At 37.8% G+C, this 19,733-nt stretch carries 16 protein-coding genes; 9 read left to right on the forward strand and 7 right to left on the reverse strand.

Annotated features, from left to right (window positions below; genetic code table 11):
• The first annotated feature begins 11 nt into the window (after window positions 1-11).
• From IPM56_15260 to IPM56_15280, 5 genes are all read left to right on the forward strand, one after another.
• Window positions 12-644, forward strand: a complete 633-nt coding sequence (locus IPM56_15260) for a response regulator transcription factor (GenBank protein QQS35586.1) — start codon at window positions 12-14, stop codon at window positions 642-644.
• Window positions 645-822: 178 nt separating this feature from the next.
• On the forward strand, window positions 823-2,184 hold the full coding sequence (gene gdhA, locus IPM56_15265) for an NADP-specific glutamate dehydrogenase (protein QQS35587.1): 1,362 nt from the start codon (window positions 823-825) through the stop codon (window positions 2,182-2,184).
• Between the two features lie 228 nt (window positions 2,185-2,412).
• Complete coding sequence (locus IPM56_15270) at window positions 2,413-5,316, forward strand: histidine kinase (protein QQS38330.1); 2,904 nt, start codon at window positions 2,413-2,415, stop codon at window positions 5,314-5,316.
• Window positions 5,317-5,368: 52 nt separating this feature from the next.
• Window positions 5,369-5,572 (forward strand): hypothetical protein, encoded by a 204-nt coding sequence (locus IPM56_15275; protein ID QQS35588.1) that lies wholly within the window; start codon window positions 5,369-5,371, stop codon window positions 5,570-5,572.
• A gap of 2 nt (window positions 5,573-5,574) precedes the next feature.
• Window positions 5,575-6,822, forward strand: a complete 1,248-nt coding sequence (locus IPM56_15280) for a Glu/Leu/Phe/Val dehydrogenase (GenBank protein ID QQS35589.1) — start codon at window positions 5,575-5,577, stop codon at window positions 6,820-6,822.
• Window positions 6,823-6,881: 59 nt separating this feature from the next.
• On the opposite strand, the gene IPM56_15285 is transcribed toward IPM56_15280, so the two are convergent.
• The 5 genes from IPM56_15285 to IPM56_15305 all read right to left on the reverse strand — a co-directional run bounded on the left by IPM56_15285 (window position 6,882) and on the right by IPM56_15305 (window position 13,699).
• Complete coding sequence (locus tag IPM56_15285) at window positions 6,882-7,907, reverse strand: polysaccharide biosynthesis protein (protein QQS35590.1); 1,026 nt, start codon at window positions 7,905-7,907, stop codon at window positions 6,882-6,884.
• Window positions 7,908-7,925: 18 nt separating this feature from the next.
• Window positions 7,926-8,600, reverse strand: coding sequence for a PIG-L family deacetylase (locus tag IPM56_15290; GenBank protein QQS35591.1), 675 nt, complete (start codon window positions 8,598-8,600; stop codon window positions 7,926-7,928).
• Window positions 8,601-8,622: 22 nt separating this feature from the next.
• The gene (locus IPM56_15295) at window positions 8,623-10,455 is read right to left on the reverse strand and encodes a right-handed parallel beta-helix repeat-containing protein (GenBank protein QQS35592.1); all 1,833 of its coding nucleotides are present in this window, start codon (window positions 10,453-10,455) and stop codon (window positions 8,623-8,625) included.
• Window positions 10,456-10,672: 217 nt separating this feature from the next.
• A complete protein-coding gene (locus IPM56_15300; GenBank protein ID QQS35593.1) occupies window positions 10,673-11,590 on the reverse strand; it encodes a sigma-70 family RNA polymerase sigma factor in 918 nt (305 codons plus the stop codon).
• Window positions 11,591-11,656: 66 nt separating this feature from the next.
• Window positions 11,657-13,699 carry a thioredoxin domain-containing protein gene (locus IPM56_15305; protein ID QQS35594.1) on the reverse strand — a complete coding sequence of 681 codons (2,043 nt, stop codon included), beginning with the start codon at window positions 13,697-13,699 and terminating at the stop codon, window positions 11,657-11,659.
• A gap of 124 nt (window positions 13,700-13,823) precedes the next feature.
• Between IPM56_15305 and IPM56_15310 the strand changes: the two genes are divergently transcribed.
• The 4 genes from IPM56_15310 to IPM56_15325 all read left to right on the forward strand — a co-directional run bounded on the left by IPM56_15310 (window position 13,824) and on the right by IPM56_15325 (window position 17,761).
• Entirely contained in the window at window positions 13,824-14,555 is a 732-nt protein-coding gene (locus IPM56_15310) for an SIMPL domain-containing protein (protein QQS35595.1), read from the forward strand.
• Between the two features lie 149 nt (window positions 14,556-14,704).
• Window positions 14,705-15,130 (forward strand): cytochrome c, encoded by a 426-nt coding sequence (locus IPM56_15315; GenBank protein ID QQS35596.1) that lies wholly within the window; start codon window positions 14,705-14,707, stop codon window positions 15,128-15,130.
• A gap of 249 nt (window positions 15,131-15,379) precedes the next feature.
• The gene (locus tag IPM56_15320) at window positions 15,380-16,594 is read left to right on the forward strand and encodes a PQQ-like beta-propeller repeat protein (protein ID QQS35597.1); all 1,215 of its coding nucleotides are present in this window, start codon (window positions 15,380-15,382) and stop codon (window positions 16,592-16,594) included.
• A gap of 15 nt (window positions 16,595-16,609) precedes the next feature.
• On the forward strand, window positions 16,610-17,761 hold the full coding sequence (locus tag IPM56_15325; GenBank protein ID QQS35598.1) for a T9SS type A sorting domain-containing protein: 1,152 nt from the start codon (window positions 16,610-16,612) through the stop codon (window positions 17,759-17,761).
• A 93-nt stretch (window positions 17,762-17,854) separates the two neighbouring features.
• Here IPM56_15325 and lpdA read toward each other — a convergent pair whose 3' ends face one another.
• Both lpdA and IPM56_15335 read right to left on the reverse strand, forming a co-directional pair.
• The gene (gene lpdA / locus IPM56_15330; protein QQS35599.1) at window positions 17,855-19,270 is read right to left on the reverse strand and encodes a dihydrolipoyl dehydrogenase; all 1,416 of its coding nucleotides are present in this window, start codon (window positions 19,268-19,270) and stop codon (window positions 17,855-17,857) included.
• A 39-nt stretch (window positions 19,271-19,309) separates the two neighbouring features.
• Entirely contained in the window at window positions 19,310-19,720 is a 411-nt protein-coding gene (locus tag IPM56_15335) for a four helix bundle protein (protein QQS35600.1), read from the reverse strand.
• Window positions 19,721-19,733 lie beyond the last annotated feature (13 nt).

Consider the following 19,733-nt stretch of genomic DNA (forward strand, 5'->3'; position numbering starts at 1 on the left):
TGAAAGCAGAAATGATTAACATACTTATAGCAGACGATCACGCGATTGTGAGAGAAGGTTTAAAACAAATTGTAGCTGAAGAACCCGATATGAAGGTTACAGGCGAAGCATCGAATGCGGATGAAGTGATTTCAAAAATGAATGATAAAGTTTTTGATGTGGTTGTACTTGATATAAATATGCCCGGCAAATCAGGTCTTGATGTATTAAAAGATTTGCGGATTCAGCATCCTGAAATTCCCGTGTTAATATTAAGTATGTATGCTGAAGAACAGTATGGAATAAGGGCACTTAAAGCCGGTGCTTCCGGTTATCTGAAAAAAGTCAGCGCACCCGATGAACTTGTATCGGCAATCAGAAAAATTGTCGCCGGCGGAAAATATGTCAGCGCATCACTAGCTGAAAATCTTGCAAAATCTGTTGATGAAAATTACAGTAAACTTCCTCATGAAAATTTATCGGACAGAGAATTTGAAGTAATGTGCAGAATTGCTTCCGGTGAAACAGCGGAAAATATTTCAGATATATTATCTATCAGCATTCATACCTTCTATTCATACCGGAACAGGATTCTCGAAAAAATGAAAATGAAATCAAATGTAGAACTAACCCAGTACGTTTTAAACAACAAACTGATACAATAACTGCTTTCCCGCTATCAACTATTCATACAGGCTGTAATAATTTTTATTACAGCACATTCATAATTCCTTCTGCTTCGTAAAAAACTTTCCAGGTTTATATTCATAACGAAAACTATTTGATCATAAATGATCTTAACAATTCCAAATAACATTTCATCCTACTAACCGGAGGTTTATAATGTCCAATTACGTAAAAGACCTGATGGCAGAAGTAAAAGCAAAAAATCCTGCCGAACCTGAATTTCACCAGGCAGTTCTTGAAGTTGCAGAATCACTGGCTCTTGTACTTGAGCGACACCCGGAATACCGTGCTGCAAAAATCCTTGAAAGAATTATCGAACCGGAACGCGTATTAATGTTCCGTGTACCATGGGTTGATGACCAGGGCGAAGTGCATATTAACAGAGGTTTCAGAATTGAAATGAACAGTGCAATCGGTCCATACAAAGGCGGACTTCGTTTTCACCCTTCTGTTAATCTTGGCATTTTAAAATTCCTTGCTTTCGAACAGGTTTTCAAAAACAGTTTGACAACACTACCTATGGGCGGCGGTAAAGGCGGTTCTGATTTCGATCCTAAAGGAAAAAGCGATTTAAAGATCATGCGTTTCTGCCAGGCTTTCATGAGTGAACTGTTCAGACATATTGGACCCGATACAGATGTACCTGCCGGTGATATTGGTGTCGGCGGACGCGAGATCGGTTATCTCTTTGGTCAATACAAAAAATTAAGAAATGAATTTACCGGTGTACTTACAGGAAAAGGTTTGAACTGGGGCGGTTCACTTATTCGTCCTGAAGCAACAGGTTACGGCGCAGTTTATTTTGCTGCTGAAATGCTTTCAACGCGCAATCAAACTCTTGAAGGAAAAAATTGTCTTGTATCAGGTAGCGGAAATGTTGCTCAATACACAATTGAAAAAATAAATGAACTTGGCGGTAAAGCTGTTACAGTTTCAGATTCCAACGGATACATTTATGATGAAAAAGGTATAACACCTCAAAAACTTGCGTACATAATGGAACTGAAAAATGTAAGACGCGGAAGAATTAAAGAGTACGCGGATAAATTCAAAGAAGCAGTCTATACTGAACTAAATCCGAATGCAGATCACAACCCGTTGTGGAGCCATAAAGCTCATTGCGCATTCCCGAGTGCAACACAAAATGAAATAAACGGAAAAGACGCACAGAATCTCATCAATGGTGGTGTATATGTTGTAAGTGAAGGCGCAAACATGCCGACACATATCGATGGTGTAAAAATATTCTTAGACAACAAGATACTTTACGGACCTGGCAAAGCTGCTAACGCTGGCGGTGTTGCAACGTCAGGACTTGAAATGTCACAGAACAGTATGCGCTTACCATGGACACGCGAAGAAGTTGACAACAGGTTAAGAATGATCATGAAGAGTATTCACAAAACCTGTGTCGATGTTGCTGATAGATTCGGAACACCCGGCAACTATGTTAACGGCGCAAACATAGGCGGATTCTTAAAGGTCGCAGATGCAATGATCGATCAGGGCGTTGTATAAGTTCTTTCTTTTTTGAGGCTCATTCCGATGGGATGAGCCTCACTTAACGCAAAAAAAATTATCTGATATTCGTTCTTTTAAATCTTAAATTTAAGCGAGTTAAATATTGATTTGCTCATGATGAATACAGAAAATTCTCCAACCCGGTTTGAGGAAATACGGAACACATTTGACGACCTGCTTGTTGAGCATGGTTACGGAAACCGCTTCCAGGGATTTCAAAATCTCATGCGTTTGCGCATCCGGGATGTTCTTCTCGTATCAAGTCTGTACGACCTTTACCTGTTTGAAGAAGACGGAAGATTGTATGAGCTGATCAGAAACGAATACCAGGGTTTAAGTTTAAGTCACTCACCGGAATTAACAAGAGTTTCAAGCGGTCACGATGCAATAAATCTTGCACGCGATGAAAAACGTTTCGACCTGATAATTACAACACTTCACATTGAAGACATGCACGCTTTGCAGTTTGCCAAGCTGGTTAAGGAATCGGGTTTAAAAATTCCTGTTGTACTACTTTCGCACGATAATAAAGAACTCACCAACCTGATAATGAATTACGACACCTCGATGTTCGATAAAATTTTTATCTGGCAGGGTGATTTCAGAATTATCATTGCTATAATAAAATTCCTTGAAGATAAACTTAATGTTGATCACGATACAAGAATGGTTGGCGTTCAAAGTATAATTGTTATCGAAGACAACGTACGATACTATTCTTCATTCATGCCGATCATTTACACGGAAATTTTAAAACAATCACAGAGATTAATTTCTGAAGGGATTAATCTTACTCACAAATTTTTAAGAATGCGTGCCCGCCCGAAAATTCTTCTTTGTTCAAACTACGAAGAAGCGATGAAGTACTACCAGAGGTATAAAGAATTTTTACTCGGGATAATTTCTGATATAGATTTTCCAAGAGCCGGGCGGCAGGATTCTGAAGCAGGAATTCATTTTGCTAATGAAGTAAAGAAGGAACATCCCGATATCCCTATACTACTGCTTTCAAATAATGCTTCTAACGAAAAACTTGCTGATGATGTAAACTCCTCTTTCATTTTAAAAGATTCCCATCTTCTTCTTAACGAGTTACGGCAGTTCATGAACCAGTATTTCAGTTTTGGTGATTTTATTTTCAGAACAGATGAAGGAATTGAAGTAGGTCGTGCGAATGATCTCCGAAGCCTGGAAGACCAGCTAAAAATAGTACCGGAAGAGAGTATAATATATCACGCATCCAGGAATCATTTTTCAAACTGGTTGAAAGCAAGAACTGAATTCTGGCTTGCGCATCGTTTACGACCAAGAAAAGTAACAGACTATATTTCAACCGAAGAACTCCGCCAGGATCTTATTTTTTCTCTTAGAAACTACCGGCACATGCGACAGCGCGGCATCATTACGGATTTTTCAAAAGAAACATTTGACCCCAGAAGCAGCTTTGCAAGGATCGGCGGCGGGTCGCTTGGCGGTAAAGCACGCGGACTCGGATTCGTTAACACACTCATCAACAACTACAATGTCCGCAACCAGTTTCCCGGTACAAAGATTTTTGTTCCGTCTGCTGTTGTGCTTGGTACAGATGTATTTGATCAGTTCATTGATGATAACAATCTCAGGAAGTTTGCATTAAACACAAACGATGATGAAGAGATAACAAAAAGATTTATTGAAGCAGAAAAATTTCCGGCTGAAGTTCTGGGTGAACTTTCCGCGTTCCTTGAAATTATACGTGAGCCGCTTGCTGTGCGTTCATCAAGTCTTCTTGAAGATTCTCAGTACCACCCCTTTGCCGGTGTATATGAAACTTATATGCTGCCAAACAGTCATGGCAATCCGCTCATTCGTTTAAATGATTTGCTGAACACAATTAAACGTGTTTATGCTTCTACATTTTACCAGAGCGCAAAAGATTATATAAAGGTTACATCGTACAGACTTGAAGAAGAAAAGATGGCTGTGATTGTTCAGAAGATGATTGGTGTAACTCATGCAGATCGTTTTTATCCCGATATATCAGGGGTCGCGCGATCATATAACTTTTATCCGCTTCCGCCGCAAAAGTCTGTTGACGGTGTTGTGTCTGTCGCGTTAGGTTTAGGCAAAACAGTTGTTGATGGCGGAAATACAATAAGGTTCTGTCCAAAGTATCCGACTGACCTTATCCAGTTTTATTCAAATGATGAATCGATAAATTCAACACAGCATGATTTTTATGCTCTTGATCTGACAGGTAAATCAGATTTCGGATTTGCAACACACGATCTTCTTCAGAAAAAATTTCTTCTTGATGTTGCTGAAAAAGACGGAACACTTCACTATGTCGGTTCAGTATATTCACCTGAGAATGATAGAATATCGGATGGACTATCACGACCCGGTACACGCATTGTTACATTCGGACCGATACTAAGAAATAAGTTGTTCCCACTTCCTGAAATAATTGATCTTCTGCTTGATATGGGAACATGGGGAATGGGCACTCCGGTTGAAATTGAATTCGCCGTTAATATGTCTGTTGAAAAAGATATGCCGCGCGAATTCGGTTTACTTCAGATGAGACCGCTTGTAATCAGCCGTGAATCCGAAGAGTTAAACATTGAAGAACTTGATCAGAAAGATATGATCTGTGTAAGCAACCAGGTGCTTGGCAACGGAATCATCAGAGAAATATATGATGTTGTTTATGTTGATTATCATTCGTTTGACCGCGCACGCAGCCGGGATGTTGCAAGAGAAGTAAGCGCGTTCAATCAAAAATTAATTTCAGAAAATCGACCTTACCTGCTGATTGGCGTTGGCAGATGGGGCACTCTTGATCCGTGGCTTGGAATACCCGTTAACTGGGAACAGATAGCAGGAGCCAAAGCAATTATTGAAACAGGTTTTAAAGAAATGTCTGTTGAACCTTCACAAGGCTCGCACTTCTTTCAGAATATAACTTCATTTATGATCGGTTACTTTACAGTCAATGAACACAAACACCAGGGATTTATTAATTGGGATTGGCTGCTCAGTCAAACGCCTGTTGAAAGTAAAGAATTCACAAGAGTGCTGCGATTTGAAAAACCAATAACAATAAAAATGAATGCACATCAGAACAAAGGAATTATTTATAAACCGTAAGGTTGAACCGGAAAAATATTTAAGTTAATAACAGAAAATATTTGTAACGAAAATGCCAGAAGAAAAATTAGATACAGCAAAATATGATTCGTGTCCGCACTGCGGGCAAAAACTAAGTCCGTGGCAGCAGGTACTTCTTAGTGTAGATCGTGCCATCACCTGCAAGAACTGCTGGTACAGAATAATTCTCGAACCTCCCGCAAAAAGCGAGGATGATAATAAAACGGATGAAGCAAAATCAAAGTTTGAGGAATAAAAATGCAGTCATACAATTCTTTCAGAGTTGCACAGCAGCAGATAATTGAAGCGGCAAAATTATTGAATCTTGATGAAGCAACAATCGCTCTGCTTTCACTTCCGCAAAAGGAATGCAGTTTTACAATACACGTAAGAATGGACAGCGGTAAAACAAAAATCTTCCAGGCATACAGGATTCAGTATAACTATTCACGCGGACCCGCAAAGGGAGGGATACGTTTTCATCCTGCTGAAACTATTGATACCATACGCGCACTTGCCTGCTGGATGACATGGAAAACCGCTGTGCTGGATCTTCCACTTGGCGGTGCTAAGGGCGGCGTGTGCTGTGATCCTAAAAAAATGTCAGAGCGTGAACTTGAAAATGTTTCTAGAGAATATGTAAGAGCAATCGCACCCATGATAGGGGTTGATATCGATGTTCCCGCACCTGATGTTTATACCAACCCGCAAACAATGGCATGGATGATGGATGAATATGAAACGATTATCGGGCATCATCATCCCGGAGCTTTTACAGATAAGCCGACACAAATCGGCGGAACAGAAGGGCGTAGAGACGCGACTGCAAGAGGCGGAGTTATAACCGTAAGAGAAGCATGCAACAAACTTGGAGTGGATCCCTCAGGAAAATTTGCGATACAGGGATTTGGCAATGCCGGACAGCGTGCGGCGCTTCTTCACCAGGAAATTTTAGGCGGAGGAAAATTAGTTGCCGTCAGTGATTCACGCGGCGCAATATTTAATTCAGATGGATTCGATGCCCTGGAACTTGTTCAGCATAAACTTAAAACAGGTTCGGTTCTGAATTTTCCCGGCGCAAAGGTAATTCCGCACGAACAATTATTGGAACTTGATGTGGATATACTTTATCCTGCGGCACTTGAAAATGCTATCCACGAAGGCAACGCATCAAAAATAAAAGCAAAGATTATTTGTGAACTGGCAAACGGTCCAACGACACCTGAAGCTGATATTGTTTTAAGCAAAAGAGGAATTCATGTTATACCAGATATTCTTGCCAGCGCGGGCGGAGTAACAGTATCATACCTTGAAATGGTTCAGGATAAATATTCATTCTTCTGGGATGAAGCATACATTCACAAAATCGTTGATGAAAAACTTACCAAAGCGTATCACCGTGTTGATGAAGCGGTAAAAGAAAAACATGTTCATCCCCGTTTAGGCGCAATGGTAGTTGGTGTTGCCCGTGTTGCAGAAGCTTGTAAGCTAAGGGGATGGGTGTGAGGAATTAACTACATTCTTAACATTCATTACAGATTTATTGCCGTTAAAAAATGTTGCAATTATGTTCTATTTAATTCTTTGTTTAGACTATAAAAATTAATGTCAAATATTTCTTCACCGTTTTTGATTGAATATAAATCAATAACATATAAACCGTCTTTAAATATTGCGCTCGATTTTTCTTCATTCGTCATGAAATCTTCTTCAACTTTTTCTCCATTCCTTGAATCAGCAACAATAACATTGTATAAGTTGGGATCTGAAGTTGAATTAACCGCTACCAGTTCCTTTATCAATTCACTGATTAAAACCTGATCCTTCATATCCATAATAAAAAGCTGACCGTCTTTGCCAGCAGAAGCAGCTTTGATACAAAGGCAAACAGCCTGGTTAATAGTCATAAAATATCTTTTCATATATCTGCCCGTAAGTGTAACCGGTAAATCATTCTTTATCTGATACGTGAAAATTTCAGATGCACTTCCACGGCTTCCTATAATGTTACCCAACCTTACTATTATATATTCTGTAGAATAAGAAACACCAATCAGATTTATTAATATCTCTGCTTTCTTTTTGGACTTACCCATTACCGAAACAGGATTTACAGCTTTGTCTGTTGAGATAAACACAAATTTTTCTGCTTTATATTCACCTGCTAACTTAACCATGTTGTATGTCCCAAGTATATTAACCCTCGAGGCTTGTTCCGGAAATACTTCCAGGACAGGAATATGTTTATATGCAGCTGCATGAAAAATGATGTCGGGTTTAAATGATTCAAATACTTTTTTTAATTCAGATTCAATTGATATATCTGTAAGAAAAATATTTACCGGAAATGTTGTTATGTTTTCAATTACATATTTCAACATCACCAATCCGCTCTCGTTAATATCAAGTAATCCAAGTCCTGAAATATTTAATTTTGAAACCTCTTTAACCAATCCGGAACCAATTGATCCGGCAGCCCCGGTAATTAAAACTTTTTTATTGGAGAAAAAAGTGAGCTCTTCATTTGTTAAAAAAGTTTCAGAATAATTATGACCCGTTAACTTTTTTAGAATATCAGAATACTGCTCCAATATGTACCTCCCTAAGTATTAACAAACTTCCCTGATTAGTATGAAGGCTTCTGCCGCATTACAATGAATGACCGAGCCCCATTTTTTTGAATTAATTATAATATTATCCACCGAGCGCGGGTGAGGTGATTCTCTGGTTTCGTTTTTGTAAAAAGAGAGAAGGTAAATTTTCTTTTCTAAAAAATCCGATATGTTTACAAAATAATTTGGGAAAAAACCCTGATAGCCCCATTCAGTAGAAGAAGGAATTTCCGCGCTTAGTATTTTAGACGGATAATTATTCTGAGCTGGTCTGAACGCGTTTAATACTGCTGTGAACGTGATCCTGTGATCTTCATTAACATCGTAGTTTGAATGAGTGTAAACTATGTCCGGACGAATTTTTTTTGAAAAACTCTCTATTGATTTTGTGATGCTGATGAGAGGATAAGTATCAAGCATTTGATCATCATAATTATCAATCAATAAATCTTTGACTGCAAGAACCTTACTCACTTCTTGTGCGGCAGCTTTTCTTCTTTCAATTGCATTCCCGAATTCTTTAGAACCCGAAACTTCATTTAACCTTGATGATTCGCCGTTTGTGAGTATGTGAACAAAAATGTTATCTCCATTTGACTGATGCTTTAATAATGCCCCGCCCATCCCTAAAACTTCATCATCCGGATGTGCTACAACAACAAGAATTTTCATTTTTTCCCTGCTAAATATTATATCATTTCAACAAAATCATTTTTTTCATATCTGAAAATGTTGGGATTTGTCCTTCGCCTATTACTTCTATCCTGTATAAATAAATTCCGCTGGCTACATTACCATAGTAACCTGTTTCAAACTCTACATATCCTTCTGCTTTTTTTCTTTCTGTTTTATTAGGACTGAACTCTACTTCATAATATCCGGCACTTTGATATTGATTTACCAACACTCTTACAAGCTCTCCTTTTATATCATAAACCATCACCTTTACATAGCCGCCTTCTTTTAATCTGTATGGAATTGTTGTTGACGGGTTAAATGGATTTGGATAATTCTGAAGCAGCCTGAAATGCTCAACCACAACCGGAGGAGCCTCCGGTATGCCTGTTATTGTTACGTGTACTTCTTCACTTGCTGCTGACTGGTTCACTGCTGTGTCTATTGCTGTAAGCTTGTAATAATAATTTCCCGAGTTTATCCTGTCAGGTACATCATCATAATAAAATGTATCTGCAACAACAGCTATTAATTTTGTAGGGTCATAAATGAAATCAGGAACAGTATCCCTGTAAACTCTGTAACGGAATAAATCCGCTTCTGTGTTTTTATTCCATTTAAGATGAACAAGTCCAGAGTCGAGTGAAGCGGTTAGATTGCGTGGAGGTTTAGGCGCAAGATCCATATAGGTGTATTTCTGTCCCAGAGGTCCACCGAAAATTCCTATGTCGCTTCTGCTTCCGTCAACATCTAAGATGTTTGGGTTTCCTTTGTCTATTGCTGGAGAATATTTCTGAAGATGATAATCGAAATCAAGTTGTGAATTTGGTATGGTATCATTCACAAACATTGGGTCAGCTACAATATTGCTGTCGCCTAAAAATGTCTGCCCTCTCATTAATTCCTCTACCTGCCAGAACTGATTATAGTCTGAACGAACGTGGGTAGAGTTGTATCTATGAATTCCTGTGGTACTATTAGTTAGAATATTATTTTGTATTGTCGACTGGCTTCCTGTGCCTGTCATTATGGCTCCGCCGTCAAATCCATTGTCAATAATATTTGTGACTATATTGTTTATTGCCTGCTGGCTGCCTCCCGGCATAGATGACAAATCCATTCCAGTATGCCTGTAACCAGAAATGATATTGTTTGTTAACGTTAGTCCTTTGGTGTAAGTATCAACCCCGGTCCAGGTAGTTGTTCCTTCCTCAATCACAATGTTATTTGTAAAGGTGGGGTAGCCACCAAAAGAAAAGTACATAGCTATAGAAGCATTTTTAGAAAGCAGTATGTTATTTTTATATACCGATTGACAGCTATCATTTCCACACTCATCACGAATATTTACTTCGCTACAATTTTTAATGATGCAATTTTCGACAAGAGAAGTGGACAGAGTAATATCTATTCCATATTCAATATTACTAATCCGACAATTTTTGATTACTATATTTGCGTTAAATGTTCCTATCCCAATAACAGCAGCAGAATTATTTCCTATTACATTAAAATTTTCTATGCTACCATCTACAGGAAAATGAACGACATAGTAAGGCACTGCATTCATACCATCAATTATGGTACTATCCATACTCATTCCTATTAGAGATATGGATGTATTAACAGTTATCTGTTCAACATAAATACCATTAGCGACGATAATTGTATCATCAATCCAACTCACATCAATAGCTTTCTGTATGCTGTCCGCCGCGGTCTCCCAACTCGTGTAAGGTGGTGTGCTGCTGCCGGTTTTGCTTACGTAGCGCACTTCGGCGTGGGTAATGTATAATGTACAATTTACAATGTACAGGGAGAGGAAAAGAAGAAGAAACTTATTTGGTTTCATAAAGTTACCCGTCGGTTTATAACCACTGGTTGTAACTTAATCTTTTATAAATTGATTTGCGAGAGGGAAATAAAAAAGTGATACGAGAGTGAGGTTCATCTTAACAATGTTATAACACGTTGAGATGAGCCTCACTTTGCAAGAATTATAGAGCACTTCAACGCAAACACCGTCAGTCTTCGACAGGCTCAGACTGACATAGAGTTGTTTTAATAAACTACATCATTATAAATACTATCAACAAAACAAGAAGAAAAATTATAACGCCTACCATTATCTTAACAAGCGGCGGTTTTTTGTCAGCATTATCTGAGCCTGAACGGACTCTTGCTTTTGCTTCTTCAAGAATTCTTTTCTGCTCAAGTTTCTTTTTCATTTCTTCTTTATCAACAACTTTTACTTCCCTGCCTGAATCATCGCCAAAGTGCCGTACGACACCTTTCACTTCTATCTCTGTTGTATTCTTAATCCGCAGTTCATCCAATGCTGTTTTTACTGATTGCCAGAGATCATTAGCGGGATTTATTTTTTTCTGTAACGATACAAACTTAGTCCGGAAAAATTTTTCGGCATATTCAAAGTCCTCTTCCGTGTTGCCCGCACGTTTGTTGAAATCAACAATAACCAATCCTTTTGCAACATTAAGAAGATCATTAGCGTCCTCATAACTAATATTAAGTATGCCGGCAATATCCATTACAGAACATCCGCCAAGTTCATTCAGTACAAATGCTATTCTTTCATTCAGCGGAAGTGCGTGAATTGATTCCTCAAGTGCGACATTCCCGACAAACCTCTTTCCGCTTCGCTGTTCATCCGGTTCTTCTACTATCGTTAAACCTTTACGATTAATTTTCAGCTCATTGTTTTCAACTTTATTCAAAACGGTGCGGATAACATTCTGTGTAAGCCAGAGTGAATAAATATCATCATCCTGGATTTTTGAAACTGTGTGAAGCGAGTTAATTAATATTTCGCGGGTAAGGTTTTCAGCGTCCTTATCATTCGGAAGAATACGCAGAAGTAAAGCGTACACACGATCGACACTAACTGTATATAACTGCTGAAGCGCAGCTTTGTTCCCTGTTTTAGCAGTCTCTACGACTGACCTGATAAGTTTGTTGTCTTGTTCCAATCATCACCGATAGCATTTTTTTATTCCCACCTACTCCGGCTGCAAATATAATATTTTTTTCTTTTTTCAAGGTGCCTGTTCAAGAAGACTGATTAATTTTCCGGGTGAGTCAGCAGGAATTTCACAAACATAATTTTTGCACACATAGGCAAATGTTTTGTTTTCATCCTTGTGAAAATATTTAAGATACGGCATCAGGCTTTCCGCTTTACCTGAATGTTTTACTATAACTTTATTGGGAATATACTTTTGTATTAGAACACGAAGCATCTCAGAAAACTTTTCCTCATCCGGTGCGGAAATCACAATCTCATAAGCCGGACCGAATGCAAAATCAAGCCCTGTTAGTGTGAAGGCAAATGATGCCGGATTTGAATCGATCAATTGTGAGAATGAATGAGTCAACTGGTTTGCTTTTTCCTCATACTCAGATTTTGAAGTTAATCTTGCAAGTCGAAGCAGGTTTAAAACGAAAACTGAATTACCCGAAGGTATTGCGCCGTCATAAAATTCTTTTTGTCTAAGTAATAATTTTTCCGCTTCATCTGATGTAAAGAAAAATCCGCCGGAGGATTCATCCCAGAAATGTTTAAGTGAATAATCCGTAAGTCTTATCGTTTCTGACAAATAATTAAACTCAAACCCGGTTTCATACAGATCAATCAATGCGTTGATGAGAAATGAGTAATCATCAAGCATCGCGCTGATTGCTGATTCACCCAGCCTGTAACGATGAAGAAGATTTCCGTTTTTGTCTTTCAGATTTTTCAGCAAAAAGTCAGCGGCAGCTTTAGCTACTTTGTAATATTCTTTGTTGTCAAAAACCTGTGATGCTTTTGCGAATGCGGAAATCATCAACCCGTTCCAGTCAGTAAGTATTTTATCGTCTTTGTGAGGATGAATTCTTTTCTCGCGGTGATCAAACAATCTTTTTCTTACTTCTTCAGCAATTTCTTTTTCTTCTTCCCCAAGTTCGGATTTCAGGTGAAGAATATTTGTTCCGTTCAACCCGCCGTGTACCTGGTCGATCCAGTTTCCGTTTTCAGAAACATGACATGCTTTAACCGCCAATTCATATTCTTCTTCACTTAGCAGCGATTTTAATTCATCCGCTTTCCATAAATAAAATTTACCTTCTTCACCTTCACTGTCAGCATCTTCGGCGGAATAAAATCCGCCTTCGGGTGAAAGCATATCTCTTTGAACATACTCAAGAATTTCTTCAGCGGTTTTTCTGTAAGCTTCATTTTTTGTCAACTGGTACGTTTCAGTATAAGCAATAACAAGCATTGCCTGGTCATATAACATCTTTTCAAAATGCGGAACAAGCCATGCACTGTCAGTTGAGTATCTGCTGAATCCGAAACCGATATGATCGTAAATTCCTCCGAGCCTCATTGCTGCCAGAGTCTTTTCAACAATTTGAAGTGCTTTTTCAGTTTTATTTCTTTTGTAATATCTTAAAAGAAAAAGAAGTGTGTGCGGTGAAGGAAACTTTGGCGCTGTTCCGAATCCGCCGTTCTCTTCATCAAAACTTTTAGCAAGATCATAATATGCTTTTGTAAGAATCTCTTCCGTTAATGTTTCTTTTTTTCTAGATGAACTTACATTTGTAAGGACAGAAAAAATCTCTGTTGTTGACCGGTTAATTTCTACCCTGTTGTTTGTCCACAAATCCGAAATTCTTTGAATGATCTCCTGCAAGCCGGGTCTTCCGTACCTGCTGCTTCGTGGAAAATATGTTCCTGCAAAAAAAGGTTTTTTGTCCGGGGTCATCATTATAGTCAAAGGCCAGCCGCCGCCGCCTGTAAGCATCTGGCAGACTGTCATATAAATAGAATCAATATCAGGGCGTTCTTCCCTGTCAACTTTAACGGGAACAAAAACATCATTAATAATTTTTGCGGTTGCGTCGTGTTCAAAAGATTCCTTCTCCATAACATGACACCAGTGGCAGGTTGAATATCCGATTGACAGAAATACAGGTTTGTCCTCCTTCTGAGCTTTTGAAAATGCTTCCTCATTCCAGGCATACCAGTCAACCGGATTATATGCATGCTGAAGCAGGTAAGGACTTTTTTCATTTATCAACCGGTTTGGATTTTTCATAATATCACTCTTCAACTATTTTATTGATGATATCAACCCCAATTTTCATTGTTAAAAATCGGCAATTTTAATATGTTTGCTGCGTCCCGATAAATCAAGCTGAAAATTATTTAAAAGTGAAAATATGGAAATAAAAAACAATTCTTTAATGCCGATGACTGTGCTGGGTATAAGTTTTATTGTAGGAGTAATCATCTTTGTTAGTGCGTGGAGATCAGATCAAAGTGCAAACCAGACAATAACTGTAACAGGATCAGCAAAGAAAGAAATTGTATCCGACCTTGGTGTATTGAAAGGAACAATTTCAGTCCAGGCATATACAGCGGATGCGGCTTATAAAGAATTGCAGAGACAAAAGCCTCACCTGATTTCCTACCTTGAATCAAAAGGATTTAAAAAAGATTCAATAGAATTTTACACTGTGAACAGTTATCCTGTTTATGAAATCGGGTCGAGCGGGTACCAGACGGGAAATATAACCGGGTACAATTACAGCCAGAGAATTTCAATTCAGTCTGCGGATGTTTATAAGATAAAAACCATTTCACTTGAAATTCCCTCACTGATTGAAAAAGGTGTTAACTTTAATGTTGAAATGCCCGAGTATCATTACACAAAACTTGCTGAACTGAAAATTGAAATACAGGCAGCAGCCGCAAAGGACGCGATGATACGCGCACAAAAAATTGCGGAAGCAACTGACAGAGATTTAGGTCCTATGCGGAATGCAAGAATGGGTGTGTTACAGATAACACCAAGGTTATCAAACATGATCTCTGATTACGGCGTTAACGATCTTAGCTCAATTGAAAAAGAAATAACAGCAGTTGTTAATGCATCATTTGAAATTGAATAACTAACATTACACAAATGTCATGCTGAATTCATTTCAGCATCTAAAAACATGACAAGGGAAGATTCTGAAACAAGTTCAGAATGACAAAATTATTAACTTTGCGTAAAGTGAATGAATAATTATATACTTGCTATGAAAGAAAATTTATTATGACAAAACCTCAGATTTGGGTCTCAGTTTTTTTAGCGTTATTTATTTTATTGTTTATACTGCAGCGGGCTGTAAGTGATAAAGATTCGATGACTGAAAGAAGCGGAATGAACAATGTTCCGCAGTCAGAGGATATGTCATCCGCCGAAGTAACTCCGCAGCAGCTAATGCTGAAACTCGGATGTACAAACTGTCACGGCGGTGATTTAAAAGGAACACGTCTTGCGCCTAATTTGCACGGGGTTGGACAATTCTGGAGCAGAGATAAACTTATTAACTATTTGCGCAACCCGATGGCGTTTATGGACTCGGATAGATTTAAAGAATACAAACAACAATATCCCGGCTCAATAATGCCCGGCTTTGGTAATATTGATATTAAAGATCTTGGCAGAATTGCTGATTATCTTTTAACATTGCAGTAAAGATTATTTTGAGTTAATAATGAAAAACCCGCTTATATGAGCGGGTTTTTTTTTGTTAAAAACATAAATATGTTTTTTGTGTTGACAATCATTTGGAAGTGATTTACGTTTGTCCAGATTCAAATAATGAAAAGGTGTGAATGGCTTTGCAATAGTATACGGGTATTTTAATTCTGCAAAAAAATCTTTGTTTTGCCATTACCACCTGAATAATTCACGCATCCGAAAAAGAAAGGAGCAGAGGGGAAAATGAAAAGAGTAATTTTACCAATCCTTCTTTTAATAATCTTACAACTTAGTTGTAAAGAAAATGTTATAACTCCACCAGACAACAAACCACAGGGTTACCAGGAAGACTTACCTTGGCCAAGTCTTGCAGATAGTCCGTGGCCGATGAATCATCATGATCCTCAAAATACAGGAAGGAGTAAATTTATTGGACCAATTAATGGAAATATAATATGGATAGACTCAGTTGAGTACATGCAAGCATCAGCTTCGTTTATTAATGACTCTTTAATTGTAATAGCAGAAAATAATCGAATAAAGTGTATTTCCCTAAGCGGAACTGAGAAGTGGACATACAATATTGGTACCCAAGTTTTTTTAAGCCCACTTGTCACAGCCGATAGTATGATTATCTCTGGTGGTTCATCAGCTGATGGAAAGCTCTTAGCAATAAATTTCGACGGTTCAAAAAGATGGGAATTAAATCTAGGTACTCCGATTCAATCATCCGGCGTTAATATAGATAAAATGGGAAACATCTATGTTGTAGCTGGATTTAATTTATTTGCAGTTTCAAAAGAGGGCGTCATTAAATGGATACTTGGAGATCATCGCATAAATCCTGCTGCAGCAAGTTCGTTTTCACCAGATGGAAATACAATATATATTTCCGCACTTAATCCTTCATTACTTGCCGTAAATACTTCCAATGGAATGATAAAATGGGAATTTGGTTCTGCTTCGCTTCTCGCCAGCCCTTTCGTTGATTCTCAAGGCAATATCTATTTTATACCCAAACCTGATGCAAGCAATTCTTCGAATGCAACATTATTCTCAATCGAGAATAATTGGAACATCAGGTGGCAGTTTGACTTTAATGTAGATCCTTCTGCTGGATTCTATGGTGCAACTGGAACCATTGATAAAGAGGGAAACATATATTTTGCCTTTGATACTCTTTATGCTCTAGATTATCAAGGAAAATTAAAGTGGAAAAAGTTTTTAGCCGGAACAAGCGATGCACCATTAATCTGTGATATCAATTCAAATATCTATGTAAGTGCACAATCGATGATTAATTCAGAAGTATTTCTATCTAAATACAGCAGTATCGGTGGTGAATTATGGAGAAGGGAATTTACGCATCATCAGGTTGGTCTTTCACCAGTTATAGGCAAAAATGGAACGATAATATTTATTCCTTGGAGAGCTGATAGAATCTATTATCTAAACTAAATTGTGGGAGCTGAAGTGAAATTATTTGTAGTTATATTTTTATTAATGTTAGCCAGTAAATTAATTGCTCAAGACTTACTTGGTTATCGTGAAATTTATACGTTAACCGAAAATGCAGGAGCGACTTTCCATCTAACTGCTTTAGGTGCGATTTGGGGGCATGATTTTGAAATAAGTGACTCGTTCTGCAGTTATTCCTTACGTGATAATCAAATCACTGTTCCTTCATACAATACCGGTCCAACTTATGGATGGGATAACGTGGTCTTAAGTTGTATCGCTCCTAATCTTCCTCCTTTTTTTGGTTATAGTATCTATAAAGTTAGTATTGCGGGTACAAGGTTTGTATTTTATTTTGACACACGCGATTGCGACTATGATGGCTCCTATCCTTGCGGTAATGACTTCTATCTATCGTACAATTATTCTTTAAATACATTGACAATTTCAACAGAAGGAACTTGTTCCGACAAAGCAGTAACTAATAATTCTTATATAAACATTTGGGATATTAATGAAAAAACTAACCCTCCCTTAGTAGACCATTTTGAAAATTTTTGGCAAAACTGTTTAGTTCTAATTCCCTCCCAATCAGGCAATCACCCGCGACTTGTCTGGGGACCTCATCCAACTCTGACCGATGTTGTTGGCTACCGTGTTTATCGAAAATATGGTACAACGAATTTCGTTCCTATTGCAACTACTGACTTTGATGAATATTATTATACTGACACTGAACTTACTTTAGATTTTGTTCAAGGCGGTACAAATGCATATTATTATCTTAAGGCAATTGTAATCCACGAAAGTGAAAGTGAGGCAACAAATACTGTTGTTGCTAACATCGACGGGCAAAGTCCTGAAAAACAAATTAGTTCAAAAAGTATAATTGATGATTTTCAAATAAATAATTATCCAAATCCATTTAATCCTTCAACAATTATTAGTTATTCAATTCCTGAAAGATCAAATATTCAGATAAAAGTATATGACATACTCGGCAGAGAAATTCAGGAACTTGTTAACGAATTAAAAGAAGCGGGTGAACACAACATTCAATTCAATGCAGAATCATTAAGCAGCGGTGTTTATATTTATTCAATCACTGTAAGTAATGGTAACAGTATTCTATTCAGAGAATCAAAGCAAATGATTTTGATGAAGTAAGTTGAGCTTAGAGTAGATGACAAAAACAAAACCCGCTCATAGTAAGCGGGTTTTTTATTCTGTTGATACTTCATTATTCGATATTCTTTTTCCTCACCTCTTCGGTTTATAAGTATGTGTGCTTTGCCCGAAGAAAACTTCTGCTGACTCCATAATTGTTTCTGACAATGTCGGATGAGGATGAATAGTTAATTTTATATCTGTAACATTCGCACCCATTTCAATTGCAAGAACACCTTCGGCAATTAATTCACCGGCACCGGGTCCGCAAATACCAACACCAAGTATCCGCTGTGTATCAGGATCAACAATTAATTTTGTTACACCATCATTCCTGTCAAGTGTAACAGCTCTTCCTGAAGCAGCCCATGGAAATTTTGCTACTTCGTGTTTTATGCCTTTTTCTTTTGCCTGTGTTTCTGTTAATCCAGCCCATGCAATTTCAGGATCGGTGAACACAACTGCGGGAATTGCCTGCGGCTCAAATGCTACTTTATGTCCCGCAATTGCTTCCACTGCAGTTCGTCCTTCGTGTGATGCTTTGTGCGCAAGCATCGGTTCGCCGACAATGTCGCCAATTGCATAGATTGATGGATCATCTGTCTGCAATTGTTTGTTTACGTTTATCCAGCCGCGTTCATTTACTTTTACTTTTGTGTTCTCGAGTCCGAGTCCTTTTGTTTCAGGTCTTCTTCCTATTGACATAAGAACATAATCATAAACAGTTTCTGTTATGTTTCCGTCGCTTGATTGAATCTTTACATTAATTCCTTTTTCAACTTCCTTTAACTCAACAACTTTTGAGTTGAGCATAACTTTTTCAAATTGTTTTTCAACTCTTCTTGATAAGAAAGTTACAAGATCCCTGTCAGCACCGGGCAATAATCCGGCAGTCATTTCAACAACAGAAACTTTTGTACCGAGCGCGTTGTAAACAGAACCAAGTTCAAGCCCGATGTAACCGCCGCCAACCACTAAAAGGCTTCTGGGAATTTCAGGAAGATCAAGTGCTGAAGTAGAGTTCAATAATTTTTTGCTGTTGATACTCAATGAAGGAATTGTTGCAATAACAGAGCCGGTAGCGATGATCGCTTTATCATATTTATGTTCGATTGTTTCACCGGATGATTTTTCAATCTTCACTGTATTTGAATTAATAAAAGTTGCTCTTCCCTGGATGAAGTTAACCTTCCTCATTTTGGAAACTGTACCCACACCGCCTGTGAGTTTGTTTACAACATTATCTTTGTAAGTACGAAGTTTATCGATATCAATTTTGGGTTTCCCAAATTCAACTCCCCAGTTTTTTGCTTCATCGGCTTCATGAATAAGTTTGGCAACGTGCAGTAATGCCTTTGATGGAATACATCCGCGGTAAAGGCAAACACCTCCGGGATTTTTTTCAAGATCAACAAGCGTCACTTCCATTCCAAGATCTGAGGCAAGGAACGCGGCTGCGTATCCGCCGGGTCCCGCACCGATTACAGTTAATTTTATTTTGTCAGACATATTAGAACTCAACGATTTAGATTAAGATAAAGAATAAGATTAAGATGTTTTATTATAGTTTTCAATTTCTTCATAAACGCGATCTGAATTGCTTCTGATTAAGCCGATCAACATTGAAAATATTTCTTTTAACTTTTGTTTACCAAATGTTTTTTCATCTTGATCGATATTTTTTTTGATAAAAATAATATCAATACATGAAGATGATTCCAAAACAGATCCTTTTGAAATGTCAAAGTACCTGCACCTGTCCTTAGAAGTATATTTACCGTTACCTTCTGCAATATTTAATAGAATTGAGTTTGAAGCTCGTTCAAGTTGATTCCGAATGTCAGAGCGATAATCTAATTTAGATAAGATAGGTTGTATCCACTCTATAAACTCAAGTGATATTTGATTCACTAATAATTTTTCATGATCAAAATAAATTAAATTTGAACCCTCATTCATAGCTTTACCTTTC

Source organism: Ignavibacteriales bacterium, assembly GCA_016700155.1.
GTDB lineage: Bacteria > Bacteroidota > Ignavibacteria > Ignavibacteriales > Ignavibacteriaceae.